Source organism: Rhizobium sp. 32-5/1 (genome assembly GCF_029537235.1).
In the GTDB taxonomy this organism is placed as follows: Bacteria; Pseudomonadota; Alphaproteobacteria; order Rhizobiales; family Rhizobiaceae; genus Pararhizobium.
On record NZ_CP120638.1, the window covers coordinates 1631884 to 1658060 of the forward strand.

The 26177-nt window shown below is 58.3% G+C and carries 24 protein-coding genes; all 24 read right to left on the reverse strand.

The window, feature by feature from the left end:
- Nucleotide 1: 1 nt before the first annotated feature.
- Nucleotides 2-6682: a hypothetical protein gene (locus tag P6U16_RS08360; protein WP_277703344.1), complete on the reverse strand. Its 6681-nt coding sequence runs from the start codon at nt 6680-6682 to the stop codon at nt 2-4.
- A 5-nt stretch (nt 6683-6687) separates the two neighbouring features.
- Nucleotides 6688-6990 carry a hypothetical protein gene (locus tag P6U16_RS08365; RefSeq protein WP_277703345.1) on the reverse strand — a complete coding sequence of 101 codons (303 nt, stop codon included), beginning with the start codon at nt 6988-6990 and terminating at the stop codon, nt 6688-6690.
- 99 nt (nt 6991-7089) lie between these two features.
- Nucleotides 7090-7674, reverse strand: coding sequence for a DUF2163 domain-containing protein (locus P6U16_RS08370; RefSeq protein WP_277703346.1), 585 nt, complete (start codon nt 7672-7674; stop codon nt 7090-7092).
- Nucleotides 7661-8320, reverse strand: coding sequence for a hypothetical protein (locus P6U16_RS08375; RefSeq protein ID WP_277703347.1), 660 nt, complete (start codon nt 8318-8320; stop codon nt 7661-7663). Before P6U16_RS08375 ends, P6U16_RS08370 begins: the two co-directional genes overlap by 14 nt.
- Complete coding sequence (locus P6U16_RS08380) at nt 8320-10218, reverse strand: phage tail tape measure protein (RefSeq protein WP_277703348.1); 1899 nt, start codon at nt 10216-10218, stop codon at nt 8320-8322. The genes P6U16_RS08375 and P6U16_RS08380 overlap by 1 nt, the downstream gene beginning before the upstream one ends.
- A 258-nt stretch (nt 10219-10476) precedes the next feature.
- Nucleotides 10477-10878, reverse strand: coding sequence for a hypothetical protein (locus P6U16_RS08385; protein WP_277703349.1), 402 nt, complete (start codon nt 10876-10878; stop codon nt 10477-10479).
- Nucleotides 10879-10885: 7 nt separating this feature from the next.
- On the reverse strand, nt 10886-11296 hold the full coding sequence (locus P6U16_RS08390; protein WP_277703350.1) for a phage tail tube protein: 411 nt from the start codon (nt 11294-11296) through the stop codon (nt 10886-10888).
- 114 nt (nt 11297-11410) lie between these two features.
- Nucleotides 11411-11875, reverse strand: coding sequence for a hypothetical protein (locus P6U16_RS08395; protein ID WP_277703351.1), 465 nt, complete (start codon nt 11873-11875; stop codon nt 11411-11413).
- A 3-nt stretch (nt 11876-11878) separates the two neighbouring features.
- Nucleotides 11879-12160 (reverse strand): hypothetical protein, encoded by a 282-nt coding sequence (locus P6U16_RS08400; protein ID WP_277703352.1) that lies wholly within the window; start codon nt 12158-12160, stop codon nt 11879-11881.
- Nucleotides 12160-12456, reverse strand: a complete 297-nt coding sequence (locus tag P6U16_RS08405) for a hypothetical protein (protein WP_277703353.1) — start codon at nt 12454-12456, stop codon at nt 12160-12162. The genes P6U16_RS08400 and P6U16_RS08405 overlap by 1 nt, the downstream gene beginning before the upstream one ends.
- Nucleotides 12457-12480: 24 nt before the next feature.
- The gene (locus P6U16_RS08410) at nt 12481-12966 is read right to left on the reverse strand and encodes a hypothetical protein (protein WP_277703354.1); all 486 of its coding nucleotides are present in this window, start codon (nt 12964-12966) and stop codon (nt 12481-12483) included.
- A gap of 57 nt (nt 12967-13023) precedes the next feature.
- A complete protein-coding gene (locus tag P6U16_RS08415) occupies nt 13024-13497 on the reverse strand; it encodes a major capsid protein (protein WP_277703791.1) in 474 nt (157 codons plus the stop codon).
- Complete coding sequence (locus P6U16_RS08420; protein ID WP_277703355.1) at nt 13422-14054, reverse strand: major capsid protein; 633 nt, start codon at nt 14052-14054, stop codon at nt 13422-13424. The genes P6U16_RS08415 and P6U16_RS08420 overlap by 76 nt, the downstream gene beginning before the upstream one ends.
- Before the next feature lie 28 nt (nt 14055-14082).
- Complete coding sequence (locus tag P6U16_RS08425) at nt 14083-14439, reverse strand: head decoration protein (protein ID WP_277703356.1); 357 nt, start codon at nt 14437-14439, stop codon at nt 14083-14085.
- Between the two features lie 2 nt (nt 14440-14441).
- Nucleotides 14442-15011, reverse strand: a complete 570-nt coding sequence (locus P6U16_RS08430; RefSeq protein WP_277703357.1) for a hypothetical protein — start codon at nt 15009-15011, stop codon at nt 14442-14444.
- 26 nt (nt 15012-15037) lie between these two features.
- Complete coding sequence (locus P6U16_RS08435; RefSeq protein ID WP_277703358.1) at nt 15038-15916, reverse strand: S49 family peptidase; 879 nt, start codon at nt 15914-15916, stop codon at nt 15038-15040.
- The gene (locus P6U16_RS08440) at nt 15913-17631 is read right to left on the reverse strand and encodes a phage portal protein (protein WP_277703359.1); all 1719 of its coding nucleotides are present in this window, start codon (nt 17629-17631) and stop codon (nt 15913-15915) included. The genes P6U16_RS08435 and P6U16_RS08440 overlap by 4 nt, the downstream gene beginning before the upstream one ends.
- Nucleotides 17628-17864 carry a gpW family head-tail joining protein gene (gene gpW, locus P6U16_RS08445; protein ID WP_277703360.1) on the reverse strand — a complete coding sequence of 79 codons (237 nt, stop codon included), beginning with the start codon at nt 17862-17864 and terminating at the stop codon, nt 17628-17630. Before gpW ends, P6U16_RS08440 begins: the two co-directional genes overlap by 4 nt.
- A gap of 9 nt (nt 17865-17873) precedes the next feature.
- Nucleotides 17874-19916 (reverse strand): terminase gpA endonuclease subunit, encoded by a 2043-nt coding sequence (locus P6U16_RS08450; protein WP_349017680.1) that lies wholly within the window; start codon nt 19914-19916, stop codon nt 17874-17876.
- A complete protein-coding gene (locus tag P6U16_RS08455; protein WP_277703361.1) occupies nt 19913-20389 on the reverse strand; it encodes a hypothetical protein in 477 nt (158 codons plus the stop codon). Before P6U16_RS08455 ends, P6U16_RS08450 begins: the two co-directional genes overlap by 4 nt.
- Nucleotides 20390-20709: 320 nt before the next feature.
- On the reverse strand, nt 20710-21456 hold the full coding sequence (locus tag P6U16_RS08460; RefSeq protein WP_277703362.1) for a hypothetical protein: 747 nt from the start codon (nt 21454-21456) through the stop codon (nt 20710-20712).
- A 210-nt stretch (nt 21457-21666) separates the two neighbouring features.
- Nucleotides 21667-22422, reverse strand: coding sequence for a hypothetical protein (locus tag P6U16_RS08465; RefSeq protein WP_277703363.1), 756 nt, complete (start codon nt 22420-22422; stop codon nt 21667-21669).
- Nucleotides 22423-22847: 425 nt separating this feature from the next.
- Nucleotides 22848-24857, reverse strand: coding sequence for a phage/plasmid primase, P4 family (locus P6U16_RS08470; RefSeq protein ID WP_277703364.1), 2010 nt, complete (start codon nt 24855-24857; stop codon nt 22848-22850).
- Nucleotides 24854-26095, reverse strand: coding sequence for a primase-helicase zinc-binding domain-containing protein (locus tag P6U16_RS08475; protein ID WP_277703365.1), 1242 nt, complete (start codon nt 26093-26095; stop codon nt 24854-24856). The genes P6U16_RS08470 and P6U16_RS08475 overlap by 4 nt, the downstream gene beginning before the upstream one ends.
- Nucleotides 26096-26177 lie beyond the last annotated feature (82 nt).

A 26177-nucleotide genomic window follows, 5' to 3' on the forward strand; every position in this document is an offset into this window, starting at 1 on the left:
ATCATCTGCGCCAGTATAGTATTTTCACATCAATACTAACTGAGCTCGATGTTGCGGTACCGGTGCGCTCAATCACAAGCTTGTAGTTATTAGTTCCAGCGTTGGTAGTGGAATGAATACGGAAGGCGTCTATTCCCCCGGCCGTATTACCGGAGCTATAGCTTATAGAAAACGAGTAGGCTGTCGAACCAGTCGTAGTATTAACAACGCTTACGTTGAAATTCCCCGAGGCGCCGGAACCTGCGGAGATACTATAACTTCCAGTTATTGAGATTAGCGCTGGGCTACCAGCCATCAGTGATGTCAGAGCTACAGTATCCGCGGGATCACCAAGCGCAGTGGCACTCATTGCGGCCGATGCTGTCACTGCATTAGCCGCAATATTTGAAGTGCCAACGGTCAAAGTTCCGATGATTGCATTTGAGATGTTGACCGAACCAAGCGTGGCGGAGATCGCCGAAAGGCTTGTCACGTTCATCTTATCAGCGGTGATCGAATTGGCCGCTATTTTGTCAGCAGTGATACCGCCGTCGACGATAAGATTTCCCCCGTAACGTTTGCGGATAAACACACCACCGAAATAAGCAATTTGCGAGCCTCCTGCTATTCGACGGAAGCGAACTCGTATAGCTCTTTGGCTACCCGAGACCGTGAAGTTAACGCCAACTCGTGTTGAAGATGAAGTATCAGTCTTGTCAGCGATGGTAGTGAAAGTGGCGTCCGAAGTGACAACCCCTGCGGCGTCGATTGTGCCATAGTTGATGTAGGCAATTACTCTACCAGCGCCTACCGCTGTGGTGGCCATGTTGACGGATATCTCAGCATAGTAATCGCCGGACTCGACTGTTATCCATTGTGAATAAGTATTCTGTTCGCTAGCAGAAACGGGAAGCGCCATCGCGTTCTTACCGCGATTTACGTTAGACGTGCCGCTAAAGGTGACAGCGCTACCAGTGTAGAATCCATCCGTAGCGACGAAATCGTAATCAGGATAGACGTTACTGAAATCAGTAAGTGTTAGCTCCCTAGCCGTGATAGCATTCGCTGCAATGTTGTTGGCGCCAATCGTGTCAGCGGCAATCTTGGCTCCTGTGATAGTTGATGCAGCAATATCTGCCGCGACGATAGTTCCTGCGGCAATCTTACCTGCAATGATTGCACCCGCAGCAATCTTTGTAGCGGTGACTGCACTCGTTGCGATTTCGGTGGCAGTGATTGCGTTTGCAGCGATCTTACTTGTGATAACCGCGTCGGCTGCAATCTTGTCCGATGTAATGGCTGAAGCAGCTAACAGACCTGTTGTAATGGCCCCCGCTGCAATCTCGGTTGCGCTAATAGCTCCCGCTGCAATCTTACCTGCAACGACCGAGTTGGCAGCCAATTCGCTTGATGTAATTGCAAGGGCTGCAATTTGGGTAGCGGTAATCGTATTGGATGCTATCTGAGCAGCCGTGATGCTATTCGCTACAATCTTTGCAGCGGTAAGAGTACCATCGACGATCAGTTCTGCGCCTTCGGCTTTTCTAAGAGAGACGCGGTCAACGACGAGGAATCTAGTTCCAGAATTGTTATTATGGTAGATAGAGACTTTACAATATGTCGCCCCAGCGGGAACGGTAGCGATCCCCGAACGCTTAGTCCAGGTCAGAGGTATTGTGTTGTTACTAACCACATCCGTGAAGACTGGGCTTGCAAGAGCTGTTTTGGTTCTATCGTACCAAGTTAGTCTGTAGTAAAGGCCGCTTGTGCCACCAGCGTCTGTGGTTCTGACACTGATATCCCAAGCAAGACTATCACCCGTTGTTACGGGGATGAAGTCCTTTGTTCTAATCCACATTTGGAGGTTAGTTCCTCCAATTATTCCGTTGTCAAGAACGATTGCGCGGCCACCAGTCTGCGCGTCACCGGTCCACATCCACACCTGAGGATCAGTGCCCGCCGCTGGACCAGCATTCCGGATTACGTAATTGCCATCCCAAATATCAGTAGGAATGGATTGATCAAATGCCCCGTCGGGGATGAAGTTCTCAAAGTCGACTAGGACCAATTGCTTGGCCGTAATGGCGTTCGCCGCAATGTTTGAAGCAACGATAGCGTCCGCTGCAACTTTACCGGCGACCACACTGTTGGCAGCCAACTCGTTTGCCGTCACAGCGCTAGCAGCCAGCTTTACGGTTGTGATTGCACCGGAGGCGATTTCAGCGGCAGTAATAGTCCCGGCAACAATCTTTGCAGCGGTTACGCTATCTGAAGCCAGCTCACTTGTCGTAATGGCGTTCGCCGCGATCTCCGCCGCTGTAATGGTGTTGGCTGCGATATGGGCAGCAACAATCGTTCCGTCTACAATTAGTTCGCCTGCATTCTTACGCTGAACTCTGACAGCACCGATTCTATAAGATCCGGTTGTCAAGGCAGTAAGTGTTTGTACATCAACCCATGCGTAGACAGCCCCTGCGGGCACAACAAGCGTTCCTGAAGCCTTAGTGGTGTAACTTGTGTCTGAAGGAGTAAATGTGGCTATATTGACTTGGCCCACATATGTACTTCCATCGGCTTCCATAAATCTTATTCTAAAATTAAGATTACCATCAGGCGATGATATGGCCCTTGCAGTAACCGACCCCATAAATGTAGTTCCTGGCACAACCGGAAACACATTAGCATTCCTAGTCGTCGCAGTAGTTCCTGTGGACAGCGACATGTAGTTATCGCCTATGAAGGCAAGCGAAGGGGCTCCTGTGACAATAGTAGCATTAGCGCCTTTGACCCAAGAGACGTCACCATCAGCAAAAGTAGGGTTCTCTACATAGTTGGTAAAGTCCGCCATTACCAATTTATCTGCAGTGATGGTTTTGGCTGCGATATTACTAGCAACGATCGCATTTGCTGCAATCTTACCGGCAACCACACTATTGGCCGCAAGTTCGTTTGCCGTCACTGCCCCCGCCGCCAGCTTTGCGGTACTAATTGCCCCTGCTGCGATCTCTGTCGCAGTGATAGTACCTGCGACAATCTTAGCGGCGGTCACGCTGCCAGCAGCCAATTCGCTGGTCGTGATGGCGTTAGCAGCAATTTCATTTGCAGTGATTGTATTGGCGGCAATAAGAGCTGCTGTGATAGTATTCGCTGCAATGTGTGCTGCAACAATGGTGCCGTCTACAATTAGCTCAGCCCCTTCCGACTTGCGCAAGTAGACCCGATCAATGATCAAGTAGCGAGTTGTTGCGGGGCTGTGATATATTCTGACTTTGCAATACTTTGCGCCTGTAGGTATCGCAACCTTGCCGCTTCGTTTAGTCCAAGCAGAGGGGATTGGTTGATTAGAAAGTACATCGTTATAAACTGGCGAGGCGAGTGCAACCTTGTCTTTATCATACCACCAAATTCTGTAATAAAGACCTGTAGCAGAAGAGCCGTCATTAGTTTTAATTCCAATTCCCCAGGAAAGGTGGTCGTCTTCTGTTACAGGTATGAAATCCTTAGTCTCTATCCAAAGCTGGATTGCTGTACCGCCACTGACACCATTATCTAGAACTAAAGCCTTACCGCCTGTCTGTGTACTTCCGGTATATGTCCAAATCTTCGGTGCGCTGCCCGCCCCTGCATCATTGTAAACAGTATGACTTCCGTTCCAGATGTCAGCTGGAATAGCCTGCTCAAATTGCCCATCAGGTATGAAGTTTTCAAAGTCGGCAAGGATCAACTGACGAGCACTAATAACATTGGATGCGATATTATTAGCTACGACCGAGTTAGCCTGCAGCTTAGCTGTAGAAATTGAGTTGTCCGCTATCTTGGTCTGGGTAACAGCATTCGAAGCCAGAGCCGCTGCATCAATCGCTAAGGCGGCAACTTTAGCAGAAGTTATGGCATTATCCGCTATTTGAGCGGTAAGAATGGTTCCCGTCAGATCGACGGTTGGAATGCTGGCGACATAAGCAGAGCCGCTCCAACGATATAGCTTCCCGTTCACCGTGACAACTTCAGTAGTCTTTGTAACAGGGACGACCGCTCCCGCGATAACCCCTACGGGCTCAATGCCAGAAGCAAACTTGGCTGTAGATACGGCGGCATCTACAATTTTTGCAGAAGTAATAGCACTATCAGCAATATTTGCTGCTTGAACAGCAAGGTCTGCAAGTTTAGCGTTCGTTATTGCATCATCTGCGATCTGGGCAGTAAGGATGGTTCCAGTCAGATCGACTGTTGGAACACTCGCAACATAGGCGGAACCATTCCAACGATAGAGCTTTCCATTTACCGTGACGACTTCAGTTGTTTTGGTTACTGGAACAACAGCCCCGGCTATGATGCCAACGGGCTCAATACCTGAAGCAAACTTCGTAGTCGTGACAGCCGCATCGGCGATCTTTGCTGCCGTGATTGCACTGTCCGCAATATTGCCAACCTGCACAGCAAGATCGGCTAGTTTCGCGTTTGTGATCGCATCGTCGGCGATCTGTGCAGTGCTGACTGTTCCAACGAAGTCCGTGGTCGGGACGCCGGCAGTGTAAGCGGTGCCATTCCAACGGTATATCTTGCCGTTAACAAGAACCACATCAGTTGTCTTGGTTGTCGGAACGATAGCGCCTGCAATGATGCCGACCGGCTGGATACCAGCGGCGAACTTGGTGGCATCAATGGCGGCTGCCGCCATCTTTGCACCCGTAACGGCAGCATCTGCGATCTTTGCGCTGATGACGGCGCTGTTGGCGATAATGTCGGCAGTGACAGCGGCAACCTGAAGTTTGGCCGTCGTGACAGCCTGATCGGCAAGCTTCAGACTTGTGACAGCCTCGTTCGCGATTTTGGACGCCGTGATTGCGGCATCGGCGATCTTAGTGACCGTGATCGATCCATCGAGGACACTGAGGTTCCCCGTCGATGTCAGCGTCGTGATCCATGCCGTAAATGTTTTGAACCGATCCGGAACGGTCGTGATCGTTGCCCGCGCGGTGTAAGCCTTTCCGGACGCGACGTTCTTCGTCGTGACATAGAAACCCTTCTCAGGGTCCACAGACTGATCTTCATAGACCGTCACGTCTCCGGCCGCCGTATAGAAAAACCGAACCGCCGTGATTGTAGGGTCCTGCGGCGGCGTCCAGGTGAAACGAAGGCAAGGCACTTGCGATCCACTGGCGCCCTGAACCAGTCCGGCCTCTACATTGAAACCGGCAACCGTCGAAAGAAGCGACGGATTGATGGTCGGCGCCGGCGGGATGACGATCGGGCCCGGATCGATATCGCCGTCATCATAGATATCAGCGTTGGTTTCGGCGAGCACGAGAGTAAAGCGAAACTGCTCATCAGCCTGCCATTCTGTAATCAGCCAGGTCACCCCTTGAAACGTGACCCACTCGCCCTCCGAAACTGCCAGACCCACGCGTCGGCTGACCGGCACTGTGGCCGTTCCGCCGCGCCGGTTCTGGCGATAGCGGATGTTCAGCAGGTATTGCGCGATGTCAGGGTCCGTCACCTGCAGGAAGTCGTTGGCGGTCTGCCGCGGACGACCGTCGGCCGCAACGTCCGCATTGACATAGACCGGCGTCAGGCTCTCTTCCGCCCAGTTGCTTTCGATCGACGTGAACTGCCCCGAAATGTAGTTGTAAAGATCGAAAGCCGACTTGCGACGCTGGACCTGCTGGGCCCGATCGACAGGAATGTCGGAAGCAGTAATGTCCAGAACCGGGACCTGCGGCGCCCCGGGGATGATGCCCGACAGGCCTCGACGATTGAGCCCATAGCCCGCCATCGCGTCGTCGAACTCTTTTAGGACCTCGGTATGATCCATGCCACTATCGACATAGATAGCACTCTCGTAAGTCTTCTTCCCCTCGCGAACTGTGTCGCAAACATTCATCGCCACGAAGTAGGTGCTGAGGTCGATCTGCCCGATCGACTTGCCCTCGCCGATAATGGTCCGGCCGGAAATCAATCCCCTGATCCCAAGCTGGTAGTTCAGCCGCTGCAGCGCAGGGCTTTTGGAAAAGACCCATGTCGATGGCGTCGCGAGGCGCTGCGAACCCGACCCGCCGGCAACCGTAGAGTCCTTTCGCGGGTCGTAGAGCCGCAGTCCACGCAAAACCCATTCGAAATCCGGCCGGCCCTTCGGAAACAGATCGGCGCTGTAGGTCCGCTCGACCACGACATAGGCATGCCCGGCGCAAACGCTGGTGGACTTCCAGTTCTGGCCCAGGCTGGCGGTGTCGCTAACCAGCTTTGCATCGACACCCTGCCCTGGACGTCCATCATAGAACCGGATGGACACTGCATCGCCAAAACCGGTAATCCCATAATGGGCATGCTCGTTGCCGATGATCGTGCGCGCAACAAGCTCGTGCTTTTCACCGTAGAAATAGACATACGGTTCCAGCCCGTCGCACCATCCATTCGACAAGAGGAAAACATCGGCATTGACCTTGTTGCCCGATCCCCATTTTGCGTAAAAGAGTCGATGACCGACGACCTTGCCTGTCCCGAACATGGCGCCGGCCGGCACATTCGCCCCGAACTGCACCTCGCCTTGAACGGCCGTGTATTTCTGCTTTTTCGGGCGATTGAGGTAGCTGATGGCAAGCTGTGCACCGAACGCAAGCGCAGATGAGATCAGTGACGTTGCCAGCGCTGCGCCGGCAAAAAGCGCGCCGCTGATAGCGGTCGCAATCGCTGTAAAAATGGCCATGCTGGTCAGCCCACCCGGAACGCGGCGATACAGTCGGCCAGGAGACGATCACTCCGGCCGGCCTCGGTTTTCGTCACGAAGCGTCCGCCAAGGCATATGCCGCAATGCTCCGCGCCATCAGCAAGCAGCAGCACGACCACATCTCCGATACGTGCTTCAGCAGGCGATATCTGCGGCACGTGCTTGGCGAACAGGGAAACGAGGCTTTTGTGCCCACGGCGGCGCAGTGCGCGCTGCGCGCCCGGCAACGTCCGGTAGCTGCCGGCATATTTTGCCACGAGCTGGGACCCCGTCAGGGCGTCGATCATGCTGCATCCAAGATGGAAGCAATCAGCCGAACAATAGGCATAGGGGATCGTTAGCTCCGCGTTCAGCGTCGCTTCGACAACTCGAAATCGGTTCATGGATTACCTCTGGCCCCATTCCTCGGGGACGGTGCCAATCGTGGCGGCATATTCGAAGGCCGTGTCAGTGGCGAGATTGTCGAACTGCTGTTCAGCCTGGCTGCGCTTCACCAGCGTCGATCCGCGCGCCGAACGACCGGGCGGCTGCAGGTTGATGGTCAGCGTCAGGGTACGCTCGCCGCCGCTGATAGCGCCCTTGTTGTAGACGACATCGTCGATCTCGTAGACGCTGGATACCAGCACGCCGAGAACGGTGTCCGTGTCGGGATCACCCGCAAGATGCGCGATGATGACTGGTGCGTTCGGGTAGTTGAACTCTTCGATCCGGGCGATGGCGTCATCCGGATCCGCGACTGGGATATTCGAGAACACAATAGTGCGCGTCGTCACAGCAATACCGAGCGCGCTGGCCATGCTCCCCATCTGCAGGAAACGGTTCGGCTGATAGGTCAGCCCGTTATAAGTGTAGGGCCGGCCGCCACGGTGGTAGCCAACACTCAAGCCCGGCAAATCGAACCGGACAAGATCAAGGCGAACGATCCGCCCCTCTTCCACTGCGGCTTCAACGGCAGGATCAAGCGCTGGCATTGAGGAAATACTCCGTGGCGGTGAAGCTGACACTGTAGTTCGGCCAGCTTTTCGGGAGACCGTAGCTGCCGGGATCAAGTTCCATCACGCAGCTCGGCTTCTCGAAATGGACCGTACATGGCAAAGTGAAGACGCCGGCATCGAGCCCGTACCGAATGGCAAGCGTGACGATGCCGGAACTGTTTGCGGTTGCGGCAGCCATGATCCGGTGTAGGGATCGCACATTGTTCGACTTGCGAACCTCGACATAGTCGCCACGGCCCAATTGAAACCCGTTCGGCAGCCCCGAGACCGTGATCGCGCGGCTGTTGATGATGGTCTGTAGCGTCGCATCGCCATTGAAGGCACCGCCGCCGGCCTTTGTCCCGCTCAGCGGCGCGCTCCCCTGGTACGCGATCGGTCGCGGCCGGTGCACATCGTAGGCAAGTAGATAGGCCCCGTCCTCGAGCTCCATGCGCAGCGCGTCGAATTCAGCAGCCTCTGCTGTGGTCAGTCGTGACGCAGCGTAGGAGGCAGCCCAATACGGCGTTCCGAAAAACTGCGTTTCACTCCGGCGCCCGTCCATCATGCTCGTGTCCCGCGGACGCACGGGATCGAACGAGACCTGCGAATAGACGACGGATGGCAAGGTGATCAGCGTCGCCATCAGTTTCCGCCATTCTGCTTGTAGGTCTGCTGCGCCTGGTTGTTCCGCCGCACGATCTCGATTGATTGCCCCTGCGCTTCCTGCAGAATGGCGGCCTTCAACTCAGGCGAAAGCACGATCTCGACCACAGAGCGTTCACTCACGCCTCCAGATGGGGAATTTCCGGCTGCTTTGCTTGGCGCGATGATCCGGCCATGCGATCCGGGGCTGAAGAATTCCTCTTCATATTCATTGACGCGGTAGATGCGCCCTGGCGATACGTCACCGCCGCCTGCACGCGCGCCGCCAAAGCTGAGCAGGTTTGGCGAGGTGTTCGATGCAAATTTCGGGCTGGCGCCAGAAGAAAAGCCACCGGCGAGCGCGCTGAACAGGCTGCCAAACAGCCCTTTGCCATTGGTGCTCGCACTGATCAGTTCCGTCACCAGCGCCGCGACCGCATCGCGCGCATCGAAAGTCCCGTCAATGATGCGGGACATCTGATCGTCCAGCGTATCCCCGAGGTTCTGCGCAATTTCCTGCGCCCGCTCGCGCTGTTTGGTCAGCGCTTCCTCGGCATCAAGCTCCCGATGCTTCTGCTCGATCAGAACCGAAATCTGCTGTCCTTCCTTGGAAGCAGCTGTGACGCCGGCTTCACGGAGCGTAAGCAGCTTTTCCTTTTCGACCTCGGAAAGGCCGATGACAGCGATCTCTTCGCGAAGCGCATCCACAATGGACTGATAGGCCTTGGCCTCCTTTTCCGCTGCGCTTGCGGCCTTGGATTTTCCGCCACCTTTATCTGCGGTGATGATCGGCTCCCACGGGGTATCCTTAGGGCGATCCTTAGCCTTACCGCGCTCGTTTAGGACGCCGACGATCTTGGCTTCTTCCTCCGCTAGCAGTCGCAACTGTTCGCGATAGGCAGCAATCTCGCCTGTAGAACCTGCCAGGCCGGTATTTTTACTGTCCTCAAAACCAAGGGATTTAGCCACATCGGAAAGCTTTCCAACCTCTTCCCGCTGGTTTTGCTGAGTCTCGAGGATCTTTGTTTCGATATCGAGGCGCTTCATTCCAAGCTCTGCCTGGCGACCTTTCAGGCTACCGTCCATCTGGTCCTGAAAATCGCGGAACCCGTCGATGAAATTCATCAGGCTACTCGCAGCGGAGACGATAGCGCCCTTGAGATGGACGCCTACGGTCGTAGTCACAACATTGAATTGTCGATCGATGTCCTCAGCTGCTTTTAGAAGATCTTCGCTCATCACAAGGCCGAGCTGCCTAGCCTCGTTTCGAGCATCAGAAATCGCCTGAGCCCCGTTTTTGATGAACCCGGCAAACTGCTCAGCTGCGGTCCCGCCGAAGAGTTCATCCATCACGCGGATCTGAGCGGCCTTGTCGAGATCCTTCAATCGTTCGATGACAAGCTGGAACATCTCGGCAGGATCTTTCAAGGCACCAGCAACATCCTTCGCACTAAGCCCTATACGCGCAAAAGACTCTGCTGCAGGGCCGCCGCCAGTCTGGACAAATTCATCGGCCCGAAGCTGTAGTTCCTTCAGACCGTCTGTGAGCGCATCGACACCAACCTTGTTTTGCTGCGCCGCAAACTTCAGTTCCTGAAACGCCTCGAAATCAAGGCCAGCTGTTCGCGCGGCCTTTCCCAGCTCGTTTACCGAGGATACGGCCTCTTGTGTGATGCTGACAAATGCACCGATGCCTAGAGATGCGGCGAGCCCGCCCGGGCCGCCAGCAAGCAGGCCGCCAAGGGCGCTGGCGCCACCACGGATCCTCGCCGTCATGGCCGTAAACGAGGCCGTCAGTGACCGCCCGGTGAGAGCGCCTTCTGCGCGGACACGCTTCATCGCTGCGTCGATAGATTTCGTATGCCCGGTAATAGTGACGGGAATATCGGGACGGCTCATTGGATTGCTTTCGCGGAGGGGTTACCCCGACGACCACGGCGCCAGGGTGACGGGCAAGAGACTGACGGGGCTTGAACGTCGCAGCGATGCGACGGACTTCTTCGCGAGAGATGAATGGCGCTGCTTTGAAGTCTCCAGCCAGCCCCTCCATACCCATCTCAAATTCCGCCGCGGTCGATGACCAGAATGTCGCCGGGGACCATCCAAGGCCCTTGGGTGACACCGCGATGCGGAACAGCATCTTGAGATGGGTAGCGATCAGGAGAGGCTGCCGGGCTTTCCCAAGACGGCATCATCGACCTCGTCAGAAAGAGGCCGATCCGCGCGCAGCCGATGGCCGGCATCAACATGTCCGGCCATTGCAGTCTCGATTGCGGCATGCCACGCCGGCTCGTCCGCCGCCGAAAGGCGGTTGATCGCACGCAAGGCGGTTGCCGCCGCCTCGTCGACGCCCTCATCATGCAGGGTGAAGCAGCGCAGAGCGCAGGATACTGCCCAGGGTTCGAACCCCAGCAGCCTGCGATAGATCTCTTCAAGACTTTCGGCCTTGATCGCCCGGGAAAGCTTGGCAAGCGCGGCAAATTCGATCCCGATTTTCAGATCGACATCACCGATCCGAAGGGGCGCTTCACCCCGCAGGGTATTGGCAAGAGTTTCCATGACGAAATTAGGTCTCCGCCACGAACGTGATCGCGCCGGTCATTGCCAGCCGGATGTCAGCCTGCAATTCGTTGCTCTTGTCACCCGAGAACGTCATCGAAATCAGGCAATCGCCCTCGAATGTTCCAACGCCTGGAACAGTGATTTGCCAGCTCTTCACCAACTGGTTGATTGTATCGAGAGCGACCAACTTCATTGTCGCCGTGCTGACGAATGCGCCCTGCCCGGTCACTCGGATCGACTGGACACCATACATTAGGGCGAGCTGCAGCTTGCTGCCCGGGTCGGTGCAGCTAGGCTTGGTAATGTCGATTTCTTCGTTGTTGATTTCAATGGAACGCTGCTCGGTAATGCAGGCGAGTTCGTATGTATCCGATACGCTGTTGCGAGCAAGCGTAAGTGTCCGGCCGAGTGCCATGGGAAACACCTTTCAAGGGTTGAGACGATTAATTGAGGGCAAGCTTGTCCGTCGCGGTCGTGCCGGCGGCCTTCACGCGCTTGACGAGGCCTGGGAATAGCCGACCGGGGGTTCCTAGAGGGCGGAAATTTCAGGATTGGCCGCAACGGTCTTGTAGGCGACCTGGTAGACGATGCTGCCGGCAAGCAGGGATATGCCGGTGTCACGTCCGACAAAGAATTGCGACGATTGCAGTAGGCATTCGACTGCAAGACCCGGCATCTCGATGAGATCGGCCATGGCCGCTTCGACCGGTACGGCAATCCGGTCGAATTCCTCCTCCGGATCATCGTCCCGCAGGTGCACGATGATCGAAAGCGGCAAGTTCCGGTCATAGCCGTCGCCACCGGCGGCGGTCGCAGACGGCCGAACGGAAGCCGGTTCCGGTCGATCCGCCCAGGTGAGCGTCAATGCTGGCAGGAGTTCCACCGGAATGCGGTCCGTCCGTCCGCGGGCAACCTTGCCAGCGCCGGAAAATTCGGGGATCGTCGCGAGCTTCACCCTGACAGCGGCAAAGATCTGGCTGCGAAGATGTGCCATCGATCAGCCGCCGAGACCGAGATCGCGCAGGATGTGGGTGAGCGTATGAACCTTGTAGCCATCCGCCAGAAGGTCGGCGCGGGTGCGGCCGGACTGCAAAGCCGCCGAGACGTCGTCACGCGCCGCTGATTTCAGCCGCGATGGCAGCTGCTCCCACGGGCGCTGCGACATGCCGGACAAGGTTTCCCGCGCCTGACGTTCGCCTTTCGACAGGTTTTCGATCAGGCTGCGCATCGGATCGACGACCGGCTTTCCTTCGGTCACCTCTGTAGATAGTGTTTTCATCAGATTTCTCCTCGCAGGAAGACGCGCAGCATCGCGTGTGCATCATCCGTGTGGTTGACGATGGGATAGACCGTGCCTTCGAACGTCATCGTGTCCCGCTGGCTGATCAGCCCAGCAACATCGGTTGCCGCGACAGCCAGAGAGTAGGTCCGAGCTTCGAGCCCCTGCCCCTGCTCTTCGCCCTCGTCGAGGTCGCGGCCGTTCCGCAGAATGATCGGGACCGGCAAGCCGACGACGCCATTGATGGTGAAGACGGCTGTAGTATTGCCGAAGGCCCGGCTAAACGCCGAGCCCATTTTTGGAACCGCGTCGCACGCATGTCAGGTCTTAGGAGCCGTCAGTGTGGCGATATCCGCTTCCAGCTTGGAAATGTGACCGGCAAGCGTCCCGTTATCCGTCTCCAGCTGCAGCTTTGCGTCCTGAAGAGCAGACAGTTCGCCGGCCAGGCGGGTATTCTCGGCCTTCAGGCGCTCGACATCGCGCGTGGCTTTGGTATCCCTGCCCCGCTGCGTGATCTCGCCTTCAAGGCGCGCATTCTCGGCCGTGAGCCGGTCCTTCTCACCCTGCAGCTGATCACGTTCCGTGGTGACGCTGTCGATCTGCAATTGCAGCTCGTCCATATCCACGCCGGCCGAGGCAATCGAATTGACGTCCGGGCCGATCCAGTCACCGAAGTTTTCGCGAAGGCGAATAACCTCTTCCTTGCTGATGCCGGCGTCCGTGCCGACCGGCACAGGCTCGCCGGGCTTGTAGGTCTTGTGCGCGGTCTGCACCGTCACGTTGAACCGCTCTGTCGTCTTGCTCATTGTATTCTTCCTTTTGATGGATGAGGGGGCCGTCCGCCCGAAGGCGGACCGGCGACGTCAGCGAACGAGCGCGAACAGGCTGGCGTTGGGATTGGGAGCGATCGGCAGAGGGGCCGACTGCGTCTGGACGATCGTGCGGGACGGATTGCGCTCGTGCCACATGTCAGGGAAGCGCTCCACGGAACGCAGAACCTGATTGTCGAGGATCGCGCCATAGGCGAAATGCCCCATGAAGCCGAAGGGATCGAAAACCCCGACGCCATAGGTCGGCCAGAAGTTGCTCTTCACGCCCGAAACCGTGTAGGGCTGCGAATACTGGACGAACGTCACCTCGCCGATGGAGCCGAGAACCGCGTAATACTTGTTCTCGGCGCCGGTCGAGACAGGGCCAAGCTGCATCACGCCACCATCCTGACGCCGATTGTCGAGCGCGGCCAGGAAGCGCGGCGAGCGCTTCAGCAGTCCGGCCGCACCGCCACCGAGCAGGACTTCGCGGCCGGTAAAGCCATCCGTATCGGTGAGAAGCTGCAGCCATTCTTCGACGTTGTCGAACGGATCGACACCGGTTTCCCCCAGCGCGCCGTGCTGGTAAGAGCGATCGTCAGTGCCGCATCACGGCCATAGGCGATCGTCTGGGCCGGGAAGTCTTCACTGGCGACGACGACCTGTCCCGTCCGCAGCAACTGGCTGCACATGAATTCTTCACGGCGGGTGATGCGCATGTCCTGGTCATCAATCATCGTCGCCAGATTGTAGGCGTAGCGCTGCGCCGGCGTGCTTTCGCCGCCGATGCGCTCACCCGGCATGCGGATCATGTTACCGCGCGGCCGCAGCGTGTTCTGCGGCTTTACATAGGCAGGAGCAAAGCTCGTCACCTTGAAGCCACGGTTGGAGCTGTCTTTGCCGGGGACGTCGGGATGCACGAGGGGCGCAAGCTCACGATCCGGAAGGATGCTGTCGAATGCGACTTCTTCGGCGTCCGAAAGCACAGTTGTTGGAAAATAACGGTCACGGAGAAATGCCTCCGGACGGTCGCGCGGCGGCAGAACGGTCAGAAGTTCCGCCGTATTGAGAAGGATATCAGCCATAGAAATGGTCCTTTGAGTTAGGTGGCGGTTACTTCAGGACGCGCACGTACAGGGGCGCGCCTTCCTTGCGGAATGCAGCCTCAACGGTCACAGCCGTGTGGCCGGTGCCATAAATGAGCTTCGTGCTGTCGAACGCGCCGCCGGCATAGGCGGAAGAAACGAGATCACTACCGCTGGCATTGGCATCGATGGCCAGCACGAGCGCCGGCACCTGACTGCCATCGCTGGCGCCGGCAAGCGACAAGATGTATTTGTCCGACGCCGTGATGTTACCCAGCACGGCGCCGCGCAGCAGGTTCTGGCCGCTGAGGATGGTGATGTTGCGGGTGACGACCGGCACGTCGGAAACGAGCAAGTCGTTCGGCGAAGCAGTTGCAGTGGCCATGATCAGGCTCCTTTTCCGTTGCGGCCGTGCATGGCCTTGATGGCGGCGCCCATATTCGAGAGCACCGTCTGTTTCTCAGTGGATGGCTTTGCCGGCGATCCGGATCCGAGCTTCGGGCTGCGGCCCTGCATGCGGTCGGCAAGGCGACCGCCGCCGGCAGCGGCAGAAGTCAGAAGCGCGCCGGCTTCCTTGGCGGAGTAGCACTTCGCACCAAAGGCCAGTTCGGCCGCCAGCGACGGGTTGGCATCGGCCATCGGGTGCAACAGGATGGACTTGATGCGCGATTGTTCGGCGCGGCGAACCGTTGCGGCAGACGTCTTGGTTTCACCCTCGTCGCCTTCGGCTTCTGCGTCGGGGTCGGTCGCGTCATCCTCGGCCGTCTGTTCCTTGTCGTCGCCTTCGGCTTCGGGATCGGGCTTATCGCCTTCCGCGTCTTCTTCGGTGGCCTGATCGTCATCGACGACCTCGTCTTCCGCCTCCGGCTTGTCGTCTTCCATCCGGTTGCTTTTTGCCTTGCCGCGCACGGCGGCGAGCACGCTCGCGGCGAGCGTGGTACGTGTCAAACTCGACATCGTCGTCTCCAATTTGGTTGTGAGGATCAGCCGGCTGACCGGCCCAGTTCAGCTTCGAAGGCTGCAAGAACCTGCGAAGGCCGTGCGACTGCATCGGCGAGGCCAGCCTCGACCGCTTTGTGACCACGGTAGACACCCGCCTCTGTTGCCAGCGCGGATTTCAGATCGAGCCGGCCGGCGCGAAAGCGCGCGACCGTCGATGCAAATTCGATGCGAAGCTCTTCCAGCTCCGCCAGTTCCCGCTCGAGCACATCCTTGGGGATGGCCTCATACGGGTTGAGATCGGCCTTGTGGGCGCCAGCCTTCAGAATGGTGACGTTGAGCCCGTTCTGTTTCAGCCAGGCACTCATATCGACGTGCATCGAAATCACGCCGATGGAACCACAAATGCCGGTTGCCGGAATGACGATCTGTCGGCATGCCGAAGCGAGCAGATAGCCTGCGGAGCAGGCGTGATCCGTAAGCACCGCAATCGTCGGCTTGACCTGCGACAATTCAAACAGCCGCTCCGCCGCGTCGAATGCGCCGGTCACCTCACCGCCGAAACTATCAACCTCGCAAATCACGCCCCGGATGGACGGATCGTTTTCGACGTTGTTCGCCTGCGAGATTATGCCCTCATAGCTGGTCAGCCCGGAAGATTTTCCGATCCATTTTCCCTTGTTGACCAGCGATCCTTCGATATCGATGAAGGCGACGCCGTTGCGTTCGCGCGGCGCCGCATCGTCACCCCAGTCGCCCATAGGGTCGCCCACAAGGCCCATTGCCTCGCCGCCGTGAACCTGCACGTCGGGAATGCCGAGGATACGAGGGCCGAAGGAACGCGCAATTACATCGCCCTTGGCCGGGTGCAGCATCAGCGGCGTGTTAAACATGCGGCTGGCGATTTCGGGAAAGTTCGTCATGCCGCTGCCTTCCTTCGGATCGAAGGAATGCCCAACTTATGCCGGCGAGCCGACGGCTTACCGTTGACCTCTTCCTCAATCGCGTCATCGGTGCTCTGGTCATCCTGTGCCGACATCTGCTGCACGAGCGTCGCAGGCGTCAGATCGAGGCCGAGCTCCTCATAATACTTCTTCTCCCGCGCCCGCTGCTGCGCATCCATCTTCCAATCGCGGCCCTGCTCGGCAGATTCCTGCTGCATGGTCGTCAGGTGCGAATTCAGCCGTTCGCTGGCGGCCTGCGCTTCCCGCAGCGGATCGATCCAGCCGCGGCCCGGGCCGATCCAGTCGGCATGGCACCAGGCGGCAGGATTGCGGTCGAACGGCACGACATTGGACGGTAGCACGTCGTCAAGCATGCCCTTGTCGAAGATCTCTTCCAGCCATGCCCGATAGATCGGCGCCATGAACTGCGAGGCAAACCCACCCTTCTTTGCCGTGAAGCCGCGCCAGATTTCCAGAAGGGCCGCGCGCGCCGAGGAATAGTTCACATTCGACCAATCCATGGTCAGCTGCTCGTAGGTGAGGCCGATGGCGCTCGCCACCTTGCGCAGCGCCGCATTCACGAACGCCTCAAAATTGGCGTTCGGATGCTCGGGCTTGGTCAGGGTGGCCTTTTCACCAGGCTGAAGCATGTTGATCTTGACGCCCGGCATGTCGATGGGTGCGGCGCCGTAATAGGCCTGCTGCGCTGCGCTCATGTCGCCGTAGAGCTTGGCAACGCCATCCGTACTGACATCGGTCCCCATCGCATCCAAAAACTCTTCCGGGTCGAAGGGCGTCTCGATAAAGGCTGCCATGACGGCATTAAGCATCGCCGCCTGGCTTTCGAAATCCTCATAATCCGTCGATTGCTTTATCGAACGCATGACGGGCGCCCAGTCGGACACGCCACGCGTCATGCCGGCGCGCTTCTGTTCGAAGGCATGGACGACAACGGGTCGGCCCCATTCGGTCGAACGCTCGACATAGTCCCATTGCCAGAGGTTCTGGTTGCCGAGATAGACCTCGCCTGGATGCGACTTGCGGAAGTGATATCCAATCGGCGCGCCATGGCCATCGATCTCGACACCGTCGCGCAGGAACTCCTCATCCATCCGCCCGGAAGGATTGGAGCACCGCGCGGGATCGATGACATGAATACCGGTCTGGAACAGCGGTGAATTCTCGTGCCAGACTATGACGGCAATAGCCTCGCCTTCCGGGCCGAAACGCTGACGGGCGGCAAGACCGAGAATTCCGGCCATCGTCTTCGTCCGCTCCGCGTCGCACCATTTGTCGACATCCTGCGTATAGTCCCGCCACAGGGCCTCGATGCGGTCGGAAACAGCGTCCGCCTGTTCGAACGTCATGTTCAGTGAAGCATAGTTCGGGCGGGCGGCCAGCGTCCAACCGGAGCCGACGATGTTGTCAACGAGGCGAGACGTCCCGGCGGCACCCCAGCCGTCATTGCGGGCCACGTCGTTCAGCCGGTCAACCAGCTCCGTGCGTGACCAGGACAGGGCCGCCTGACCAGACCACGAGCGCGGCTGCCATTTCGCAAAGGACGGATGATCGTGCGATGCGCCCTGATAGGCGGCCGACGACATCATCCGGTTGCGGGCAACCTGCACTTTTGCAGCCGCACGAACATGGGGAGCAAGCGGCTTCGCATCGGGGCCGAGGATCTGAACGCTCATCCGAACACCACCCCACGCGACCGGGCGCGAGCATAAGGGCGCAGCCCCAGCTTGGCCTCGAGACCTCGGATGTAAAGCCGCAGCGACGCGAGATCGGCCGCCGCATAGGTTACGCTCTCGCCGTTGTAGGCGAGGCTCACTTCTGCCTGTCCGATTTCCAGCCGGTGCAGCGCAAGGCGCGCTTCGTCGAGCTGCAGTTGAACCGCAGCGCGTTCGATATCGGTCAATGCCATCAGGCTGTCCTAGCGGTTTCGTTGTTTGGTGCGTTGCGCGCGGGCAAGGGCTGCGGCCACGAGCGATTGCTGCTGGCGGTCCGCGGATGAGGCCGCAGGCATCTCGGTCCGCACCGTCAGGGATGCGATCCGGTCTTCAAGGTCGGCCTGAACCGGTTCCTCGATTTTGCTAATCCTGTCTTCCACGGCGTCCCACTCCTCGTCTGTCCAGTAAGGAACGCCAAAGCGGTACGCGCCAGCCAGGCTCTGGTTGAGCATGTCCAGCACTTCGTTCCGCTTGCCTTCCGGCAGCTTCCAGATGTAGCGGACATGCCCTGTCCGGGTTTTTTCAGAAACGCGACTTTCCGATGTCGCCTGCTGATAGAAGTCATCGCCGAACCCGCGCGCAAACCGGATATAACCGGCCTGTTCCGGATCGACCTTCTTGAAGTCGCGGTATAGCCGCAACTTGAACGCGGCCTGGTTGAAGGTGAAAAACCGTGAAGCCCATTTCTGCTTCTTCGGCTTGCCCTTCTTGTCGTATTCCCGCGTCTGCGCGATCGCTGGTGCGGCATCCGTGTTGCCGCCGCGCACCATGATGACGCGCGATTTCGGGTGTTTGCGAACCCATGCCCAAACATCGTCCGTGTAGGCGTTGCCGTCGATGGCGACACGATCAACGAGGCGCTTGCGCCCCGCTTCATCGGTCCACTTACGCTCCAGCAGTCGGTCCAGTGCAGCGCGGACCTCCGGTTCAGAGATATGGCCGGAATGTTCCCGTAAGCCCGGCAGGTGGCCACCGGCGCGATTGTCGATGACGCCGTGATCGATGACGGCGCGATACCGGTTGCGGCCATAGCCGACAAGAAGCCACTCGACACGATCGCCCTGGACGTCGATGCCGAACACGGTGGCCAGCGCTTCGGCAGGAATGATGCCTCGCGGCAAGGCGCCGTCGCTTTCGGCCCGATCTCTCAGAACCTCCCAGTCGATAGCCTTGTTGTCGGCTTCGAAGGCGAGCCCCAGCCAGTCGTTCCAGAACGTCTGTTCAGCCCCGGACCCCTTGTCGCGGTTTTCAGGGCCGCCGGACTGGACCGTCAGCCATTCGCGCGCCAGATTTTCCCAGCGTTCAAACGGCGAATAGGCCATCCAGATGCGGAAGGAACGATGGCGACGGCCGCGCTCCGGATACTTCGCAACCCATTTTGCGCCGTTGTCCGGATCGACCATCCATGCCCGATGGTGTTCATGGATCTCGCAACCGCAGTGCACGCAGATGAAATGCGCCTTCTCCGGATGGGCGGGATCGATGTGGTCCCGCATGTTCTCCCAGCGCAGCTCCTGCAGATCAAAACAGTGCGGGCACGGAACGTGATAGGTCTCCTGCGTCCCTTCCTGATAGTTCGCCGTGATCTTGCAACCGGGCCAGACCATCGGCGTCGAGATCTTGAAGATCTTGCCGGTGAAGAACGCTTTCGTCCGGCTGTCGGCCTGAACCTCAGGGTCACCGGCATCGTTCATCTGCCACTTGGCCAGATCGTCCTGCACCTGCTTGCGCGGCGAGATCATCGACAGACCGGCCGGCGAGTTGGCACCGGCTGCCTGTATGGCGCCGCGCCCGTCGATACGTTCCTTGTAAAGAACCGAATTGCTGGCATCGCGGCTGTTCTGCGAAAACAGCGCCGCAACTGACGGCATTTCCCGGACCAGCGGCATCAGCTTGGTCTTTGACCAGCGCGAGGCGTTCTCCTCGGTCGGATGGACATAGAGGAAGTCGCCGGGCGCCAGGTCGAGCGACCCGAGCGTGAAGATGTTGGCGCAGATCGTACCGCCGATCTGCGCCGACTTTGCCAGGCTAACGACACTGCAGGGATCGTCAGGCCCGAGCGCTCGTAGGATCTCCGAAAAGAACGGCACGAGCTTTTCATTGTACGGCCCGGGATGGTCCGTGATGCGTTCGGAGAACGTGATGTTCGCCTTCGCCCATTTCAGGTAGTCCACCGGCGGCGGCGGTTCGCAGATCTCGGCGAGAACGTCGAAGATCAGCCGCTCCGGATTGAAGAGCATGGTCACGGCCGAACATCCTCGACCGTCTCGGGCAGCGTCGCGGCGATATCGCGAAAAGCCGCCGCCTGTTTGGCCCGCGTGTCGCGCATGACGCGATGCAGGGCGAGAAGCGCGTCACGCTGCGAAACGCCGAAGTCGGCAGCCATGGTCTTGGCCATCTCCTGTATTGCCTGGTCCATGACCTTGAAGGCCTCGGTCACCGCGCGAGACGTTTCGCGCCGAGCATCGTCCGCCAGCAGGTAGCGGCCGACAGAAAGATCTTCCTCCCGCTGTTCGCGCGCCGTCTTCAGGCGCTGCTGCTTCAGCCTCTCCGCTGCAAGTTCGTCAACGGCCGGATTGATCAGCGTCGGCATCTGGCCAGTGGCTGGCACCGCCGCCGGCGGCGATGGCTGATGAGCCGGCGCGATGGATGCTACCCCGTTTGCACCGAAACGCTGGGCAGGATCGAGCGTCTTGCGAAGCTCCGCCATCGCGATCACGGTTCGGATCCTCGCGGCCCGCCCCTGCCCGTCCAGCGCGGCTCCGGAAATTTTCCCTCGGCGATATACTGCGAAATCCGCCCCGCACTGACGCCGATGTGCACGGCAAAGTCGCCCTTCGACATCGTTTCTGCGACCGTGGACATCTTAAGCGGACTTTAGCTTTCGCATTGGAGTTTAGGCTCCGAGTTTAGGCTTCAAAAAGTGGCTCACACTGGCCATCCCTCGCGGTGCCAAATACCCGCAGGGCGGGTTTTCGCAGGAAGGACCCGCGAGGCCCGGGGGTGCCCCCGCCGTGCCCATCGAGGTTTTCATTGCGATCATCGGGCCGTCCGTACCGCCCTTGCAAAGGCAATGGCAAAGTTTTCGGTGATGTTGGCAGCCACGTGGCGTTCAACCACGTCCCGAAGTTTCAAGCGAACCTTGTAGCTCTGGTTCGGCACGAACAGGATCACTGGCTTGATGCCTTGCGTTGCAGGATCTCGCTGATAAACACCCGGATAAAGGTGCGATCCCTCCGGTGGTACGAAGAACCGCGCCTTCCGATAGTTCTTGTTGCGCTTCAAGGACGTGTCCGTCCGTTTGCGCGTTGCGCCCGCACCTCGGTACTCAATCTGCAGATCGGCCATGATCCGATTGAGGAAACCCTGAGTGATGTTTCCATATCGATCAAGCGGCGCGCTCTTGGCAGGAACGGCGATATTGCGCTTGTCCATCAAGCGCCGCTCGATCAGCTGCCGCTCGAATGCCTTGTGGCTGCGCATGCCACCCTCGATCTGCGGACCGAGGAATGCCGTTGCGGGCAATCCGCCTTTGGTCCGATCGCCCGTTACGACAACAGCAGCCTGCATGTTCTGGCGCGTGGCCCGATCGAACACGACGCCCCGCTTTGCATAGGGCGTCGGCCTGTCGAAGACCCTGTCCATTTCTTTCTGGACTTCAAGTCGGCCACCCTTGGCCGTCTCGTTCAGGGTCAGCATCAGAGCATAGGGCAATTGCTTGCGCTCTATGTCCGTCATGCCTTTCTCGAATTCGCGAAGATCGAACTTGATATGCGCTTCGATCATCCGTTCACCAGCATGGCGCGATTACAGCGCCGGGGTCATGGCCGCCTCCATATCGCTAGAACCGAAAAACCCGCCGGCGTTTCCGCCAGCGGGTTTGATAGGGTGATTTACACCGTGAGCAAAATGTACTTTGAGTGCTGCCGCAGGTCAAGAGGCTAAAGTGAAACTAAAATCGATGTAATTCAGCCACTTACCAACGCGCCTGCAATTTTATCTGGGTAGCCATGGAAAGCGGTCTGGCGCGAACGGCAGCAAATCGATGTCCGTAAGATGCCCTGCCAAACGGCCATACAAGGTTTCCAGTGCCGATTGCCACAGCTGCCACTCCATACGCGAGACAACAGCGGCCCGGATCGGATCAACCAGTCGGAATTCCTGATAGGCGCCCTTCTTCGGCCTCTGCTTCTTTTCGTCGAAACCGTTATCCCGATAGGTAAAGGACTTTCCGGCCCTGTCCTTGGCGGTACGATCAACAAACCAACGCGCCTTGCCATGGTCCATCAGAGGAGCGATGCGCGGCGGCTTTGCCCGCCAGTCCGGCCCGCGGGCCATGATGGCCGCATTGCGCACCAGGTTGACGACATGGCGCCCGTTCAGCCTGCCGCCTCGACCAACCTCTTCTGAGACGATCCGCGCCACCTCGGCCGATATCAAGCCATGCTCGTCCTTCCACTCCGGGAACGGCAGCCATCCCTCTCCGATTTCGAAACCATCGTCGTCCTGAAGCTGAGTGACGAACTGATAGACCGTCACGGCATCCGGATGCGGCTCGCCTTCGGAAAGGAAGCTGGACACGACGCCATATCGGTTTGGCTGTTTGTCGACAATCGTTCCAAGGGTGAGCATATCGCCGATGGCATTCCAGTTGGATGATCCATCACTTGGTCCAGACATGCCGGCGTCTGCTTTCGGCAGTTCATCGCCATAGGTCCAGACCAGAAGCTGTTCGATTGTCATCGTTCTCATAGTCAAACCCCTTTGCGTCCCAAATTCACGATTTCCGTCCCAAACTTCATTTTTCCGTCCCAAATCCAAAAAGGAAAAAGACTGTTTTTATTAGATAATTTCAATCAATAGGGACGCTAGGGACGCTAGGGAGGGTAAATTCCGCCTTATATGATGAGGCTGACTGATTTTCATGCGCAGAGCGCATGCAATCATTTACGACCAATATCTATATGCGCATTACGTAAACCCGGAATTACCCTCCCTAACGTCCCTAGCGTCCTAAGTATTTGAAAATCCGCACCTTTTGATTGGGTCGCAACGCCGCAAGCCTTGCATTTTGCGTCCCTAGCATCCCTGTTTTCGTCCCGAACGATGGGGATGATGCCAAATGCGACGGCTTTTCGGCTGTCGCAAAGGGTCCGGGTTTCGCAAAAATTCGATGATCAACCATAGAATGGCTCATCGCTGGCGAAGCGGCCAGGCGGCGGCGCGTCAGCGCTGCCCTTGAATTCCTCACGAATACGGATGCCGTAGTAGAACGTGGTGCCGCTCTTACCCTTGCGAAATTGGTGCATCATCGCATCCGGCCCTGTCCAGCTTTTTCGCGCCTGATCCGGAAATCGTTTTGTGAAGGTTGCCTGTTTGAACTCCGAGAGACCCTCGCGCTTGGCGTAGCGCATGTAGGCGTTGAAGAGGTCTTCGGGGCTTTCCTTGTCGCCATCCGTGCCAGTGACATGACAGGCGTTCCGAATGAATGCTCCGATAGGGTCGCTTTCTTCGCGATATTCTGCTGTCGCGGCCGTTACACCGGCCGGCACCTGAAGCCCCCGCTGCAGATAGTCGAGGGCGCCCTTCACCATCCATGCAAAAATGCCCGCCTTCTCAGTCCTCAGCTTTCGAGGAAGGTCGCGATCAACGTCTGCTTCAGGAATCTGGATATCCCATGGCACCAGGTGCACGCGCCGCCATATGCCATCGCTGTCGTCATGGATGATCGGCTTGTGGTTGCCGGAAAGGATGATCTTGAACTGAGGTATCAGCTCGAAGAAATCCTGATGCAACCTGCGCACTGCAATTGCCTCACCGCCGGTCAAGGTCTTGATAAGCGCATCCTTCAGCCGCACACCCATTTCCGGCTCTGCCGCAGCCACAAGGCGCGCGCCGGGCAATCTGGCAAGGTCAGGTGTCGCTTCGGCGCCCGCTCGTTTGCTGTCGCCCGCAAAACTGTCAATGGACATCGACACGGCATAATCCGACAGGATTTCGACCATGAGATCAACAAAGGTGGATTTGCCGTTCCGGCCGGCGCCATAGAAAAACAGTAGGCATTGCTCGAGGGTGGATCCGAGAAGGCAGTATCCCATGAAGCGCTGCAGGAATGCCCTGTTGTCTGGGTTCGGCTGAACGCGCTTCAAGAATCGTTGGAACAGCGGCGCATCGGCATGCGGATCGAAATCAACCTCGGCCAGCTTGGAAATCAGGTCGGAAGGTCGATGACGATCGCGCCGCACCTGCCATTTGCCGATGCCGCCCACCTCCGAACAGAAGAACCGCAACGTGCCCGACTTGCAGTTGATCGAATACAGATCCTTGTTGAGGTCGTTCACCATCAGCGAGACGTAAGGGATAGCCTCCCCAAGCATATTGTTGATCTTCGACGTACCGGCTGACGATTTTGCATGATTGTGGCGAGACGATATCCGGCCGCCACGCGCTTCCTGGACAGCGGACATGGCCTCAATCCGCTGTTCAAGGTTGTCCGCTTCGATGGTGTCCTCGACCGTCCAGGCAGCATCGATGTCACCGATCTTGCGACGTTCTTTCTCTGCAGCCTTTCCGGCATCGATCCTTGCGTGCAGCGCGTCGTAACGCTCATGGTCGTCAATCGACCAGCTTTTGAGCGGCTTGCCGACTTTGTCCTTCTCGCGACGGGCTGCCTTGCCATCGTCGATAGTCCCGTCGAGTTCCGCCGCTCGGGCAATGTCGTCCTCGCTCAGCTCTCCGCGTCGCTTCCCCAGTTCCTTGCGCTTTTCGAGCGCATCCCGGCCGGCCGCAATAGCAAGCTGCTCTTCTTCGGAACAATCCAGCTTGATCGCCTCGTCGTCGATGAATTCCGCCGTCTTGTGCGCCATGACGCGCACAACAGCGCCGGACGGATCTTCAAGCCATCGGCGACCATCATAGCCATGCCATCCCACATGCGTAACAAAGCGGATGCGGTCACCGAAGCGAATGATCAGCCGCCTGCAATTGCCGATGTCCGTTTCCGGCTCAAGGGCACACTCCGCCAATATCTCATCGGGCGTCAGGTCAAGGGCCTCAATTTCAGGCTCCGGCTCCGCAACAATCAAGGGGTCCGGGTTTCCCTCATAGGCCTTCCGCTGCGCAGCGGCTTCCTTGAGAATCCGCGCCACATCCTCCGGCATATCGGCCGGGGTTACTGATTTTGTCACGCACTGTCCCCCATGTAGTCAGCCAGCAGTTTGGAAAAATCCAAGCCGGCCGGCGGCCACCAGGTGCGGATCGTGCGTCCCGGCCGCTGCAATCTGTTTTCAGCCCGCGCCATGGCGGCCGCCGTAAACACCGGTTCGCTGTCGCCATCGGCCAGTAAAACCATGTCCTCAACATGATCCGGCACCTGCATCGCATCATCCGCCGTTTGCCCCGCCTTGGGCACTGGCCCAGCAACGCGCACCGGCGAAAGCCGCCCGTTCTTGTCGGCCTTTTTCAGCGTCGGATGATTGAAACTGGATTTGGGATCAGCAGGCCCCGCAAGGTTGCCGAGGTCTCCCGCCGCGAAATAGAAGGTGTCCGCGCGAAAACCCTCGGCGCCGGCGATGGCGAGCCCGTTCTCGATTCCTTCACCGCCGACCCATCGCGATGATGACAGCAGCCCGAAGAGCGGGATGAACCGTCCCTTTTTGGTGCCGCGCATTTTCTTGGCCGGCAGGGGTTCGCCCTTGTCGTCGAGGCCGAGATCGACGCGAAACTTCGGACCGTTGGAAAGATCGATCCATGTCTGATGACAGCCGGTAATCCGCCCCTCGATGGTCACGAAGGGCGCCAACATGCCGAAGCCGACATAGTGCGAGAGCTTGTGCCCGCGCTCATCCTCGCCATTCCAATAGGTCAGCTTTGTCTGATAGCGGATGTTCGAAAAGACCTGTGGCGGCATCTCGAAACCCGTGCGCCGCCTCAGATAGTCGGCCAGGGTTGCATGTCGACCCTCGGCCGCATGCAGATAGAGCCCGCGCGCCTGGTTCATTTCATACTGGCGGAAACTGTCGCCGTCCTTCGCGCTATCGGTCGCAGCCTCTTCGTTGCGCCGCTTCTGGTCCGCGATCCGCTGAAGGCGATCCGCGCGCTCTTCCTCCGTCTCGGCACCACCTTCGGCTGGCACGGCTCGGCCGAGAACGTCGGCGCAAGCTTCCAGAAATCCGGATCGCGTATGAAGGTCATGCTTGAAGGCAAGCGCCACCAGCCCGATCCCATCGCGCCCGCCCTTGCCGCATTGACGGCAATTCCATGCACCGAGGGTCTGGTTGATCGAAAACCTGTCCTTGCCACCGCAATCAGGGCACGGCCCGGCATAATTCATCCGGCGCTTCAGCTTAATGCCGATGATACCGGCCGCATCGATCACGGAAACCCCGCGCGCCTCGTTGATGAATTCATCGATCGCTGCGGTCATCAAAACAGCCTCGGTTGTATTGAGCCGTCCTGATAAACAAGATCCATCGGCGTATCGCCGGTCGGCTCATTCCCATCCCAAC